Annotated in this window: 8 protein-coding genes; 7 read left to right on the top strand and 1 reads right to left on the bottom strand. The window is 72.6% G+C overall.

What is annotated here, in order from left to right; all coding sequences use genetic code 11:
- Nucleotides 1-115: 115 nt before the first annotated feature.
- The gene (locus ACFVGY_RS16130; protein ID WP_385676994.1) at nucleotides 116-598 is read right to left on the bottom strand and encodes a lamin tail domain-containing protein; all 483 of its coding nucleotides are present in this window, start codon (nucleotides 596-598) and stop codon (nucleotides 116-118) included.
- A 490-nt stretch (nucleotides 599-1,088) separates the two neighbouring features.
- Here ACFVGY_RS16130 and ACFVGY_RS16125 point away from each other — a divergent pair, with 490 nt between their 5' ends.
- The 7 genes from ACFVGY_RS16125 (at nucleotide 1,089) to sbnA (ending at nucleotide 14,015) form a co-directional block, all read left to right on the top strand.
- Complete coding sequence (locus tag ACFVGY_RS16125) at nucleotides 1,089-3,212, top strand: DUF4139 domain-containing protein (protein WP_385676991.1); 2,124 nt, start codon at nucleotides 1,089-1,091, stop codon at nucleotides 3,210-3,212.
- A gap of 7 nt (nucleotides 3,213-3,219) precedes the next feature.
- Nucleotides 3,220-4,785 (top strand): mucoidy inhibitor MuiA family protein, encoded by a 1,566-nt coding sequence (locus ACFVGY_RS16120; RefSeq protein ID WP_385676988.1) that lies wholly within the window; start codon nucleotides 3,220-3,222, stop codon nucleotides 4,783-4,785.
- 928 nt (nucleotides 4,786-5,713) lie between these two features.
- Entirely contained in the window at nucleotides 5,714-8,308 is a 2,595-nt protein-coding gene (locus ACFVGY_RS16115; RefSeq protein ID WP_385676985.1) for a Pls/PosA family non-ribosomal peptide synthetase, read from the top strand.
- A 5-nt stretch (nucleotides 8,309-8,313) separates the two neighbouring features.
- Entirely contained in the window at nucleotides 8,314-10,929 is a 2,616-nt protein-coding gene (locus tag ACFVGY_RS16110) for an amino acid adenylation domain-containing protein (protein ID WP_385676982.1), read from the top strand.
- Entirely contained in the window at nucleotides 10,926-11,987 is a 1,062-nt protein-coding gene (locus tag ACFVGY_RS16105; protein ID WP_385676979.1) for a TauD/TfdA family dioxygenase, read from the top strand. Before ACFVGY_RS16110 ends, ACFVGY_RS16105 begins: the two co-directional genes overlap by 4 nt.
- Entirely contained in the window at nucleotides 11,984-13,018 is a 1,035-nt protein-coding gene (gene sbnB, locus ACFVGY_RS16100) for a 2,3-diaminopropionate biosynthesis protein SbnB (protein ID WP_385676976.1), read from the top strand. The genes ACFVGY_RS16105 and sbnB overlap by 4 nt, the downstream gene beginning before the upstream one ends.
- Nucleotides 13,019-13,028: 10 nt before the next feature.
- Nucleotides 13,029-14,015, top strand: coding sequence for a 2,3-diaminopropionate biosynthesis protein SbnA (gene sbnA, locus ACFVGY_RS16095; RefSeq protein WP_385676974.1), 987 nt, complete (start codon nucleotides 13,029-13,031; stop codon nucleotides 14,013-14,015).
- Nucleotides 14,016-14,067: the final 52 nt, after the last annotated feature.

Below are 14,067 nucleotides of genomic sequence, written 5' to 3'. Positions count from 1 at the left end.
CGCCCCGCCCCCCCGGGGTTGCGGGGGGGGGGGGGGGGCGGGGGCCTTTCCCCAACACCCCCCCACCGCGGGGGTCGGATGTCCACCGGCGCCGCGGGTGTGAGTGCCCGTCCGATCAGCCGCGGCGCTGGGAGCCGCGGCCACCCCAGGATTCGGTGTCGATGACGTTGCCGCGGTTGTCGCGGAGGGTGACGGTGTCCCGCTCGTCCCACACCTTGTGGCGGCGGTTCCAGTAGACGTCGTGGCGGTTGTCGCGCCCCTGGCCGGTGTGGACCTTGACGCTGGAACGGCCGTCCAGGCGGAAGTCGGCGAAGCGGTAGCGGTTGCCGTCGCGGTCGGTGAGGGTGAAGCCCCGCAGGTCGACGCTGTGGCGGCCGGTGTTCTTCACCTCGACCCATTCCCGGTTCAGGGCGCGGCTGGAGCGGTCGTAGCGGCCCGGGCCGTCGTGCTGGACTTCGCCGATGGCGAGCGAGGAGCGGGCGCTGCGGTGGTCGCGCCGGTAGTCGTCGGCGGCGGCCGGCAGAGCGGCCGCGCCGATCAGGGTGCCGGCGGCCAGGAGCGCGACGAGGGCGCGGCGGGCGGCGAGAGAAGCAGACATGAAGATGACTCCTTCAACAGACGTTACAGCCCGGCCTCATGGAAGCCGGACGGTCTCCAGACGTTCCCGGCGTCCTGCCGGGCAGCCACACTCTGACGTCCTGTGACCCGCGAACACGGCTCATTCGGGCCGTGTTGCTCAATCCGGATATGTCCGTAACACTCCCTTGTATCGGACACGGGTCAAGCACTGTTGACGCAGTGTCCGCAGCAGTGCGGGGCGGGGCGGTGGGGGATCTACGAACCGCGCGTCCCGGCGACGGACGTCCGGCCGCGCTCCCCCGACCCGCTCTTGGGCCGAACGGATTCAGGCACGTGTAACGGTCGCGCCTGCCGGCCCTTCGCACCTGTTTGCGGAACCGGTTCCGGCGTACGGAGAACGCGTCCCCGCTGCACGACCGTTCCTCGCCCCGACCTCGACGCGGCGCGCGAACCGCTCGGGCGTAAGCTTCGCTCAGCACGGACGCGAAGCACGGGGGGCGGCAAGGCACATGACGGCGGCTGAGACAGACCAGAGGTGGGGATCGACCCTCGATTCCGTCGTGGTGTACGCGCAGGGAGCCCTCTGCCGACGGCTGGCCCGGGGGATCGTGCCGCCGGACGGCCGGCTGCGGGTGACGGGGCTGCCCCGCTCGCTCGACCCGGGTTCCCTGCGGGCGCGCGTCCTGGGCTCCCCCGGCGTGCGCGTCACCGAGGCCCGCGTGGAGGTCGACGCCGAACCGCTCGGCACCGGCACGCCCGACGGGTTGCGGCGCGAGGTCGAACGGCTGCGTGACGAGTGCGCGGCCGCGCGGGGCCGCCGGGACCGGCAGCTGGGTCTGATCGAGGAGGTCAGAGGGCTGCATCCGGTGCCGCCGCCGCGTAGGCGCGAGGACCCGCACCGCCGTACCCCGGTCGACGCGTGGCTGGAGCTCACCGACTTCGTCGACGAGCGGCTGGCAGGACTGCACACCCGCCTCGCCGAGCTGGAGGAGGCACTGCTGCGCGTCGAGCACGAGCTCTCCGTCGCCGCGGACCGGCTCGCCCGTGCCTCCACGGATGCGCCGTCGACGCACGTGGAAACCACCGTCTCCGCGGTCCTGCGCCTCGACGGCACCGGCGGCGCGGCGGAGGATCAGGAGCTGGAGCTGGAGCTGGAGCTCGAGCTGGAGTACGGGGTGCCGGGCGCCGTCTGGGTGCCGGCCTACCGTCTCACCCACCGTCAGGGCGACGACACCGGGCGCCTGGTGCTCCGCGCCTCCGTCGCTCAACGCACCGGCGAGGACTGGAACGGCGTACGCATCGCCCTGGCCACCGCCGACCTCCGGCGCCGCACCGACCTGCCGCGGCTCCGCTCGATCCGGATCGGGCGCCGTCAGCCCGCGCCCGCCCCGTCCGGCTGGCGCGAACCGCCGGCCGGGCTCGCCGACCTGTTCGCCGGGTACGCGGCAGCCGGCCCCCGCCCGGCCACGACCGCCACACCTGCCGTGGTCGGGGCCGGCTCCGCGCCCGTGGCGGTGGCGGGCGGCTCCGCTCCCGTTCCGCCGCCGCTCGCTCCGGCTCCGCCGCCCCCGCCCGCACCGCAGGGCTACGGCGCGCCGCCCGTTGCACTCCTGGCTGTCGACGAGGCGAAGCCGGGCTTCGCGCTGTCGAGGCAGTTGCAGCCGGGCGGCAGACCGGGCGCCGGTGGCGGGTTCGGCATGGTCCCGGCCCCCGCTGCGCCTGCGGCTCCCGGCCGGGCTGCGCCGGCTGCGGCGCCGGCCCCTTCTCCGGCGCCGGCACCGGCACCGCCTGCCGGTCCCCCGCAGCCGAGCGACGCCGACCTCGACTACGCCGCCCTCGTCCTCAGCGGCCCCGACGAGCACGGCGGTCGCAGGGGCAGGCTGTTCCCGGGCGCTCCCGCGGACCCGGCGGCCGACGGGTACCGCCGCCGCGCCGAAGCGGTGGCCGGGCTGCCGTTGCCCGGACACTCCGTGCGTCCCCGCGAGTCGGCGGGCTCCTTCGACCACCGCTACGACGCCGCCGCGCGGGCCGACGTCCCGTCGGACGGCACCTGGCACACCGTCACCATCGCCGACGTCCCGGTCGGGCTGCGCACCGAGTACCTCTGCGCACCGTCCGTGGAGCAGACCGTGTACGCGACGCTGGTGCTCTCCAACGCCACCGACCAGGCCCTGTTGGCCGGTCCCGTGGAGGTCACCGTCGGCGACGACTTCCTCCGGACCGCCGCACTGCCCACGCTCGCCCCCGGAGGCGTCTGCCGGGTGGGGCTCGGGCCGGCCGAGGGCGTCCGGGTCACCCGGCGCACGAACCTGCACGAGTCCACCGCCGGCCTGCGCAACAACACCACCGTGCTCGACCACCGCGTCCACGTGGAGCTGGCCAACCGGCTCCCGAGGCCGGTCACCGTCGAGGTCCGCGAGCGGGTACCGGTCACCTCCGAACCGGACGTCCGGATCGAGGAGCGCGCCGACTGGACGGCGCCCGAGACCGACGCCGGGCAGGAACGCCACGCCCCGGGCACCCGCGTCTGGCGGGTCGACCTGCCCGCCGGCGGCACCGCCGCCCTCGACGGGCGCTACGAGATCCGCATCCCGGCCGGCAAGGCCCTGGTCGGCGGCAACCGCAGGAGCTGACACACCCATGTCCACGGCACCGAAGCCGATCGCCCTCCCCGTCACCGCCGTCACCTGCCTGGAGGACCGCGCCCACATCGAGCGCACCGTCGTGCTCGACCTGGAGGCCGGGGTCCAACGACTGCGTCTCGGACCGGTCAGTGCGCTGGCCGTCGACCGCACCCTCCATGCCGAACTGACCGCCGGTCACCCCGCGACCGTCCTCGACGTACGGATCGTCCGCACCTGGACCCCCCGCGGGCCGCTGCCGTCCGCCGACGACGACTCCGCCCTGCAACAGCGCGTCCACGCCCTCGAAGAGGAGCGGCTCGCCCTGCAGCAGCGCCGCGACCGCCTGCACACCCGCCTCGACCTGCTCGGCCGCCTCGCCACCGACCTCCTGAGGGAGATAGGCGAAGGGGCCGGCTCCGGGGAGCCCGATGCGCCCCGTTGGGCCGGCGAACTGGACCGGGTCGACTCCGAGCGCGACGCGCACGCCGAGCGACTCCGCGCCACGGCGGCCCGGCTGACCGCGCTCGACGCCGAACTCGGCGAGGTCGAGCGGGCCATGGCCCTTGCCGAGCAGCAACCCACCGAACTGGTCGGCCACATCGAGCTGACCGTGGAGACCGCGCTCGCCGGGCCGGTGGAACTGCGCCTGACCCACCTCACCGCGTGTGCGCTGTGGCGGCCCGCCTACCGGGCCGTGCTCGACGGCGACACCCTGACGCTGGAGAGCGACGCGGTGGTCTGGCAGCGCACCGGTGAGGACTGGTCGGAGGTACGCCTGACGTTGTCGACGGCCCGGTCGGCGCTGGCCGGCGATCCGCCGCGGCTGGACGAGGACCGACTGACGCTCAAGGACCGCACCGCCGCGGAACGCCGCACGGTCGACGTCGAGCTGCGCGAGGAGGAGATCGGGGACCTCGGCCCGTCCCCGGTGCTCGGCCTGCCAGGGGTGGACGACGGCGGCGAGACGCGCGTGCTGGGCGCCCCCGCCCCTGTCTCCGTGCCGGCCGACGGCCGCGCCCACCGGGTGCCGCTGTCCGCGTTCACCACGGCCGCGACCAGCGAGTACGCCTGCTCGCCCGAGCTGTCCCCGCTGATCACCCAACTGGTGCGGTTCGGCAACCTGTCCGGGCACGCGCTGCTCGCCGGGCCCGTGGACCTGGTGCGCGGCAGCGGATCCAGCGGCCGCGGCACGCTGGACTTCACCGCCCCCGGTGCCCCCGTCGAGCTCGCCTTCGGCAGCTGCGACGACCTCCGTGTGGTCCGGCAGGCCGAGGAGTCCCGCGACACCGCCGGCATCACGCAGCGGACGGTGGTCACCCGTACGGTCCGGGTGCACCTGTCCCGGTTCTCCGCCCCCGGGGAGCGCGGCGAACGGACGATCGCGGTCCGGGAGCGGATCCCGGTCTCCGAGGTCTCGGCCGTGGAGGTGCGCGTGCGCAAGGAGGCCTGCTCGCCCGCGCCGCCCGACGCGGTCGACGCCGAAGGCATCGCCCGCTGGGACATCGCCCTCCCGCCCGGCGGCCGCCGTTCCGTCACCCTGGTCTACGAGTTGTCGGCGAGCGCCAAGGTCGCCGGCCTCTGAACCCGGCGCCCCGGAGCCGGCGTCACGGCGGCACAGCCGTGTGACGCCGGCGACCGCGTGGGAGGAGCGCCCTCGGGCGCACGAGCCACGGGCGCGGACCTGACCCGTCTGCCGCCGTCTGCTCCCTTTTGCTCGACCCTTGGGGCCGGAATCCCGGGTGCGGGACCTGGCGGAGCCGTCAAACCCATCCCGTCCGGCCCGATGTGACCCGATCTCCCGTTCTGGCCCGGCCCAGTCGGCAGGGTCGCGTCGCCACCGGGGACGCGACGGCCGCCGCCTCTCGCGCACCGGGGCCGCGGAACGCGTGCGCCCTTCACCCCGACGTGCGCGCCACCCCCCAGCGCGGGGCGCGCGCGGGTCGGCGCCGAGAGGGGCATCCGACCGAGGCGCCCGGGACTCGACCCGGGAGCTGCACGGTCGGCAACCAGCGAACAGCGCGTGGTCACGGCACCGGGTCGCGCCCGGCATAGGGATGCGCTCACTCGGATGGGCGATCGCCGCGCGCCGATCGGGCAGAGCCCTTCCGGGAGCCCGGGCACCCGCACGGCGACCGACCCGGACTCGACCAGGCGATCGCCGAACTCGGTTACGGAACGCCCGCGTTGAACGGCCCCGTCGGGGGCGGAACCGCGGGCGTGAGCGGACCGTTTACCCCTCCCCGGCGGGCTGCGCACCGTGAGACGACTTCACCGCCAAACCCGGGGCGGAGCGCGGCATATGCCCTGGTGGCGCGGCCCCGACGCGAGTCCACGGCGTGCTCGCGCGGCGGTTGCCGAGCACCACCAAGGCTCCGCAAGGTGTGGGCACGACCACGGATCGTGCCGAAGCATGTGTTTTGGCACAAAGAATGACGTTTTCTGGGTTTAGGTGGCTATTTTTCCGTTTTGCTTCGAACATGGGTTGTGAGACGATCTTCAGGGAGCGAGATATGACGGGAAAGCAGGTCAGCGAAGTACCCCCTCCGGCGGAGGAGCTCTCAGCCGAAGCGGGCGGGCAGCCGACCAGTCCCTCCACGGACGTGGAAGAGTCCTTCGCCCGGTTGCTCGCCGACGTCACCCACGTGCACCCCGTGTCCGTGGATGCCGACTTCTTCGCTGACCTGGGGGCCGATTCCCTGGTCATGGCCCACTTCTGCGCCCTGGTCAGGAAGCATCCCGAACTGCCGTCCGTGTCCATGAAGGACGTCTACCGCAACCCCACGGTCAGCAGCCTCGCGACGGCGGTCGCACCGGCCGCACCGGCCGCACCCGCAATATCCGACGCCTTCTCGGCCGCATCCGACGCAGCTGCCGCAACCGCCGCACCCGACACGCCCGCCACCGCGCACGGCTCGTTCGAGGCCCCGCCCCCGACCGCACGCGGGAAGCCCCGCTTCCACCTCTGCGGCGTGCTCCAGCTCATGGTGTTCCTCGCCTACTCCAGCCTTCTGACCTACGCAGCGGCCCGTGGCTACCTTTGGGTCGCCGCCGGTGAGAACGTGGTCTCGGAGTACCTGCGCGCGATCGTGGCCGGTGCCGTGGTCTTCTTCTTCCTCTGCGCCTTCCCGGTCCTCGTGAAGTGGACCCTCGTCGGCAGATGGAAGCCCGTCCGGCTCCGCCTGTGGAGCCTGGCCTACTTCCGCTTCTGGATCGTCCGGACACTCGTCCGGGCCAACCCCCTGGTCCTCTTCGTCGGCTCGCCGCTGTACGTCCTCTACCTCAGAGCCCTCGGCGCACGGATCGGCCCCGGAGTCACCGTCTTCTCCCGGATCGTGCCCGTGTGTACGGACCTGCTCACCATCGGCAGCGGCTCCGTGATCCGCAAGGACGTGCACTTCAGCTGCTACCGGGCCCACGACGGCCTGATCGAGACCGGCCCGGTCGCCCTGGGCCGGGACGCGGTGGTCGGCGAGGCATCCGTCCTCGACATCGGGACGTCGCTCGGGGACCGCGCCCAGCTGGGCCACGCCTCCTCACTCCACACCGGGCAGGCGGTGCCGCCGGGTGAGCGCTGGCACGGATCGCCCGCCGTCCCCACCGACACCGATTTCCTGGCGGTGGCTCCGGCCCGGTGCGGCACCGTACGAAGGGCCCTGCACGGCCTCCTGCAGATCCTGACCGCCCTGCTGGTCTACCTCCCGGCCACCGTCGGCGGCGCGTGGATCATCCTGGACAACCTCCCCCAGTTCACCTTCGCCCTGGCGACGGGCCCGACGGCCCTGGCGACCTGGCAGTTCTACATCGAGTCCCTGGTGGCGTCCGCGCTGCTGTTCTTCGGCGGCGTGGCCCTCGCCCTCCTCATGGTCGCCACCGTGCCGCGCCTGCTCAGCCGGGCCCTCACCCCGGACCGGGTCTACCCCCTGTACGGAGTCCACTACGGCGTGTACCGGGTGATCACACTGCTGAGCAACCGGCGCTTCCTGACGCGGCTGTTCGGCGACAGCTCGGCGATCGTCCACTACCTGGGGGGCATCGGCTACGACCTCTCCCCCGTCGAACAGACCGGCTCGAACTTCGGCACCGAGGTGCGGCACGAAACCCCGCACCTGGCGACCGTGGGGCGCGGCACGATGATCGCCGACGGATTGTCGATCAACAACGCCGACTTCTCGAGCTCGTCCTTCCGGGTGTCCCGGGTTTCGATCGGCGCGCGCAACTTCCTCGGGAACCGGATCCACTACCCCTCCCGGGGCAGGACCGGCGACAACTGCCTGCTCGCGACCAAGGTCATGGTGCCGGTCGACGGGGAGATCCGGGAGGGAGTCGGGCTGCTGGGCTCGCCCAGCTTCGAGATCCCCCGGTCGGTGCGCAGGGACGGGGACCTCGCCGGCCCGGAGGCCGCCGAGGCGGCACACCGGCTCCTGCCCGCCAAGAACCGGCACAACGTGGCCACGATGAGCCACTACCTGGCGGTGCGCTGGTTCCAGTTCTTCGTGGTCACGCTGATCTTCGCGGTCGCTGCCGAGGCCTACGACGTGCTCGGCGGGGTGGCGGTCATCCTGGCCAACTTCGCCGCCCTGCTGTTCAGCGTCGCCTACCTCGTCCTCATGGAACGCCTGGTCGCGGCCCGGAACCGGCCCGGCCCGCTGTTCTGCTCGATCTACGACCGGCGGTTCTGGCAGCGGGAGCGCTACTGGAAGGTCCCCTCGGAGACGTTCGTGCGCATGTTCAACGGCACCCCGTTCAAGCCGCTGCTGTGGCGACTGCTCGGCGTCCGCATCGGCCGCCGGGTCTTCGACGACGGCTGCGCCCTACCCGAACGGCCCATGGTCACCATCGGCGACGAGTGCACCTTGAACGCGGGATGCGTCGTCCAGTGCCACTCGCAGGAGGACGGGGCCTTCAAATCGGACGTCAGCGTGATCGGCGCCCGCTGCACGCTCGGGATCAACGCCTTCATGCACTACGGGGTGACGGTCGCAGACGGCGTCGTGCTCGCGCCCGACTCCTTCCTCATGAAGGGCGAGAGCGTCCCGCAGGGAGAGGTCTGGGGCGGAAACCCGGCCCGCAACCTGAGCCTGCCCGACACGGACCCACGGAGGTGAAAGTGATGACCGCCACCACGCACACCGCAGCCCACGCCGACACCCCCTCCACGGGTACCGTCCTCCCGCGCTGGACCCGGACCCCCGTACCAGGAACAGCCGACCACCGCACCACGATCCCCGAACCGCTCGTCGCGGCACTGGACCGGCTCGCCGGCGAGCTCGGAACGCAGCTCACGACGGTGGTGCTGGCCGCCCACTTCAAGGTCCTCAGCGCCCTCTCCGGCGAGGACGGGATCACCGGCGGCCACGTCGCCGAAGCCGACGGCACCCCGCGGCACTGCCGCCTGACGACCGGCGCCCCCGGCTCGTGGCGGGAGCTCGTGCAGGACACGCACGGGGCGGCGAGCGCACCCCCTGCCTCCGGCACCCCGGCCCCGCCCGGACCCGAGTCCGCACCCCGGCCGCCCGAACCCCCGCCCGAGATCGTGTTCGACCCGTACGGCAACGCCCGCCCCGCCCCCGGCACCCCGCTCCACGTGGCGCTGGCCGGCCGCGACCAGCAGCACCTGCTGGAACTGCACTACCGCACCGATCTGATCGACGCCGACTGCGCCGCCAGGATCGCCGGCTACCACCTCGCCGCGCTGCGGCTGATCGCCGCCGACCCGGACGCCACCCCCGGCCACCAGAGCCTGCTCGGCGCCGCCGAACTCCACCACCAGCTCGAAGAACTCGCCGGACCGGCCCGCGAACTCCCGAACCACCGCGCCCACGAGGTCTTCGAACAGCAGGCGGACGCCCACCCCGACCGGATCGCCGTCGTCCACGGTGACCTGCGGTGGACCTACGCCGAGCTCAACGCCCACGCCAACCGGCTCGCCCACGCCCTCCTGGCGCACGGGCTGCGGCGCGAGGACGTCGTCGCCGTCGTGAGCGAGCGCAACCCGGGCTGGCTCGCCGCCGTACTCGCCGTCCTCAAGGCCGGGGGCGCGTACCTGCCGGTCGAACCGCACTTCCCGGCCGACCGCATCGCCACCATGCTCACCCGCGCCGCCTGCCGCTTCGCCCTGGCCGAGGCCGGCAGCGCCGCCGGCCTCAACCAGGCCCTGGACGCCCTGCCCGAGATGCGGGTCTTCACCCTCCCCCCGCCGCAACAGGGTCCGCACGGCCCGTACGACGCCCGTCCGGCGCACAACCCCGGCGTCCGCGTCCCGCCGCAGTCGCTCGCCTACGTCTTCTTCACGTCCGGCTCCACCGGCGAGCCCAAGGGGGCGATGTGCGAGCACGCCGGACTCCTCAACCACCTCTACGCCAAGATCGACGACCTGGGCATCGGCGAGGCGGACACCGTCGCGCAGACCGCGCCCCAGTGCTTCGACATCTCCTTGTGGCAGCTGCTGTCCCCGCTCCTCACCGGAGCCCGGACCCTGATCGTCGGCCAGGAGGACGTACTCGACCCCGGGCGCTTCCTCGACACCGTCGGCGACGGCAGGGTCAGCGTCCTGCAGGTGGTGCCCTCGTACCTCGAAACGCTGCTGCACCTCCTGGAAGGGACCCCTCGCGCCCTTCCGGACCTGCGCTGCGTGTCGGTCACGGGCGAGGCGGTCAAGAAGCAGCTCGTCGAACGCTGGTTCGCGGCCCAGCCCGGGATCAGGCTCGTCAACGCGTACGGCCTCACCGAAACCTCGGACGACACCAACCACCAGATCATGGACCGGGTGCCCGACGCCGCACGCATCCCCCTCGGCCGCCCCGTGAACAACGTCCGCCTGTACGTGGTCGACTCCCACCTCAACCCCGTCCCGCTCGGCGCACCCGGCGAGATCGTGCTGTCCGGGATCTGCGTGGGCCGCGGGTACGTCAACGACCCCGAACGGACCCGGCTCGCCTTCGGGCCGGACCCGCACCACCCGGGCAGCCGCCTGTACCGCAGCGGCGACTACGGCCGCTGGCTGCCGGACGGAACGGTCGAGTACCTCGGCCGACGGGACACCCAGGTCAAGATCCGCGGCTTCCGCATCGAGATCGCGGAGATCGACAACGCCCTGCTGCGCGTGCCGGGCATCCGGGACGCCGCCGTGATCGCGGCCGGAGCCGCCGGCGGCGGCCGCCACCTCGCCGCCTTCTACACGGCCGCCGCGCCGCTGGAGACGTCCCTGCTGCGCGAGGCGCTGAGCGGCATGCTGCCCGCGTACATGATCCCGTCCGTCTTCCACCGGATCACGGCGCTGCCCCTGACCGCCAACGGAAAGACCGACACCAAGGCCCTGACCGCCCTGACCGTGACGACGGCGCCCGGCACACCGACCGACCGTCCCGCACGGGCGGACGCGGCCGAAGACCGCCGGCACCCGCCCGAGACACCTGCCGAACGCCGCGTCGCAGCGGCCTGGGCCGCGGCCCTGGACCTTCCCGAGGAACGGATCGACCGGCAGGACCGGTTCTTCGACCTGGGCGGCACCTCACTGACGGCCCTCAGGGTCGCGGTCGCCCTCGACCGCACGATCACCCACCAGGACCTGGTCGGCCACCCGGTCCTCGCCGACCTCGCGCGGCTGGTCGAGGAACGCTCCGCGCGCACCCCGTCCGGGCCCGAACCGGGAACCGGAACCGCCCCCACGACCCCGTCCCCCCAGACGGCCCCGTCCGCCCACCAGACCGACAGGAGCCCAGAATGACCTCAGCACCATCCGCCGCCTCCACACCCTCCGCCGCGATATCCGGCACGGGCCGACAGGAGACGGCGCAACCGCGGCCGGGGCCGGGACAGGGGCCGACGGACGGTCTTCCGCTGCTACACGTCCCGGACGCGGCCGACACCACCACCTGGGTCGGCGAGCAGCGCGACGAACTGCGTGCCGCCCTCCTCGACCACGGCGCCGTCCTGGTCCGCGGCCTCGGCATCGCAGACCCGGCGGACGTGGGCCGCACGCTGCGGCAGCTCGGCGCGGTCCCGCTGACCGAGAAGGAGACCTTCGCTCCGCGCGAGACCCACTCCGAAGGGGTCTACTCCTCCACGACGTGGCCGCCGAACCAGCCCATGTGCATGCACCACGAGCTCAGCTACACCACGGAGTTCCCCTCCCTGATGCTCTTCGCGTGCATCACCCCGCCCGCCACCGGCGGGGCCACCACCGTGGCCGATGCCGCAGCGGTGCTCGACGCGCTCCCGGCCGAGCTCACCGAACGCTTCCTGCGCGAGGGCTGGCTGCTCACCCGCACCTACGGCAACGACATCGGCGCCTCCCTGGCGGACGCGTTCGGATCCGAGGACCGGGACGCCGTCGAGCGGTACTGCCGGGCCCACGCCATCGCCCACGAATGGCTCCCGGACGGCACCCTGCGCACCCGGCAGCGCCGCAGCGCCGTGCTGCGGCACCCGGAGACCGGCCACCGCTGCTGGTTCAACCAGATCGCGTTCCTCAACGAGTGGACGCTGGACCCCGCCATCCGCGAGTACCTCGTGGACGAGTACGGACCGGAAGGCCTGCCCTTCAACACCCACTACGGCAACGGTGACCCGCTCGACCAGGACACCGTCCGGGTGATCAACGACGTCTACGAGGCGCACACGGTCCGCCGCCCGTGGGAGGCCGGAGACCTGCTGCTCGTCGACAACCTGCGCACCGCCCATGCCAGAGAGGCGTTCCAGGGCCCGCGCCACGTGGTGGTCGCCCTGGCCGACCCCCGACGCACCGCCGACTGCGAACCGACGATCGAGGTGACCCTGCCATGACCACCGAACGACTGGTGCCGCCCTTCGCAGTGGTCCCCGGCGAGCAGGTCCGGCGGGCGCTGGAGGGGAACGAGAAGCACATCGTGGACCTCGTGGAGGAGACGTACCGCCTCCACGGAGCGGGCCGCAGTGTGAACCCGCCCTCGCTGTTCCTCCGCTTCCCCGACCGCCCCTCCTCGCGCATGATCGCGCTGCCCGCCGACCTCGGCGGAGCGAACCGGGTCGACGGGCTCAAGTGGGTCTCCAGCTTCCCCGAGAACACCGAGTTCGGGCTGCCCCGGGCATCGGCCGTGCTGATCCTCAACGACCCGGTGACGGGCTACCCGTTCGCCTGCCTCGAAGGCTCGATCATCAGCGCGACCAGAACGGCCGCCTCGGCGGTCCTGGCCGCGGACCGGCTCACCCGCGGCCGCCCCCGACCCACCCGCGTCGGGTTCTTCGGAGCGGGCCTGATCGCCCGCTACATCCACGGCTTCCTGACCGCCACGGGCTGGAACTTCGAAGCGATCGGCGTGCACGACGCCTCCCCGCGCAATGCGGCCTCCTTCCGTACGTACCTGGAACAGTCGGGCAGCACCGGCCTCATCGCCGTGCACGACGACCCGGAGGAGTTGATCCGCGTCAGCGACCTGGTGGTCTTCGCCACCGTCGCCGCCGAACCCCATGTCGGCGACCCGGCCTGGTTCGGCCACCGTCCCGTGGTGCTGCACATCTCCCTGAGGGACCTCGCCCCCGAGGTGCTGCTCGCCTCGACCAACATCGTCGACGACGTCGACCACTGCCTGCGCGCCGCCACCTCCACACAGCTGACCGAGCAGCTCACCGGCAACCACCGGTTCCTGCACGGAACGTTGGACGACGTCATATCCGGCCGGGTCCGGATCCCGTCGGACCGGCCCGTGGTGTTCTCGCCCTTCGGCCTCGGGATCCTGGACCTGGCCGTCGGCAAGTACGTCTACGACGCGGTCGCTTCCGCAGGGGACCTGAACACCATCGACGGCTTCTTCCACGAAGTCACCCGCTACGGATGAGGAGACCGACGTGCCCGTCATTTCCGCTCCGTACGCCTTCAACGAGGACGACCTCTACGTCGACCTCAAACCCGTTCTCGACTGCCCGCTCTACCTCAAGTGCGAGGGGTTCAACTTCGCCGGCTCGATCAAGCTGAAGGCCGCTGCCGCCATGGTGGAGGCCGCCGAGCGGGACGGAGTCCTGACCCCGCAGTCCGCGCTGGTCGAATCCTCCTCCGGAAACCTCGGCGTCGCCCTCAGCGTGATCGCGGCGAGCAAGGGCTACCAGTTCCTGTGCGTGACGGACTCCCGCTGCAACCTGGCGACCCGGTTGATGATGGAGGCACTGGGCAGCCAGGTCCACGTCATCAACAACCCGAAGCCCTACGACAACTACCTCGCGGCGCGGATCGCCTACGTACAGGCGCTGTGCGCGTCCGACAGCCGCTGGGTCTGGCTCAGCCAGTACACCAACCCGGCGAACTGGCGTGCGCACTACCGCAGTACGGCGCCGGCGATCGCCCACGAGTTCCCCGAGCTGGACGTCCTCTTCGTCGGCGCCGGGACCACCGGCACCCTGATGGGCTGTGCCCGCTACTTCAGGCACTGGCACCGGCCGGTCCGCATCGTCGCCGTGGACAGCGTCGGCTCGGTGTCGTTCGGCGGCCCTCCGGGACGCCGCATGATCCCCGGCCTGGGGATGGGCGTCCGCCCGCCCCTGCTGGACACGTCCTTCGTGGACGAGGCCGTCCACGTCGAGGAAGCCGACACCGTCCGGACCTGCCGGACACTCGCCCACCGCGGCTTCCTCTTCGGAGGCTCGACGGGGACGGTGGTCAGCGGCGCCATGAGCTGGCTCGCCCGCCACGACGGCCCTGCCGTCACGGCGGTCGCGATAGCGCCCGACTTCGGTGAGCGCTACCTCGACACCGTGTACCACGACAACTGGGTACGGGCCCTCTACGGCGACACCAGCATCCTGGAACCCTCCCCCGACGCCCGCCCGACAGGCCCCTGAGGGCCGTCGAGGCCCGACCAGCCGCTGCGCCGGTCCTGGAAGACCCAGCTGA

Source organism: Streptomyces sp. NPDC127106, assembly GCF_042677605.1.
In the GTDB taxonomy this organism is placed as follows: Bacteria; Actinomycetota; Actinomycetes; order Streptomycetales; family Streptomycetaceae; genus Streptomyces.
This window is presented reverse-complemented; position numbering and strand designations above follow the sequence as displayed.

Coding starts and splice junctions, on each gene's coding strand:
- ACFVGY_RS16130 (WP_385676994.1), bottom strand. CDS start 598: ATGTCTGCTTCTCTCGCCGCCCGCCGCGCCCTCGTCGCGCTCCTGGCC.
- ACFVGY_RS16125 (WP_385676991.1), top strand. CDS start 1,089: ATGACGGCGGCTGAGACAGACCAGAGGTGGGGATCGACCCTCGATTCC.
- ACFVGY_RS16120 (WP_385676988.1), top strand. CDS start 3,220: ATGTCCACGGCACCGAAGCCGATCGCCCTCCCCGTCACCGCCGTCACC.
- ACFVGY_RS16115 (WP_385676985.1), top strand. CDS start 5,714: ATGACGGGAAAGCAGGTCAGCGAAGTACCCCCTCCGGCGGAGGAGCTC.
- ACFVGY_RS16110 (WP_385676982.1), top strand. CDS start 8,314: ATGACCGCCACCACGCACACCGCAGCCCACGCCGACACCCCCTCCACG.
- ACFVGY_RS16105 (WP_385676979.1), top strand. CDS start 10,926: ATGACCTCAGCACCATCCGCCGCCTCCACACCCTCCGCCGCGATATCC.
- sbnB (WP_385676976.1), top strand. CDS start 11,984: ATGACCACCGAACGACTGGTGCCGCCCTTCGCAGTGGTCCCCGGCGAG.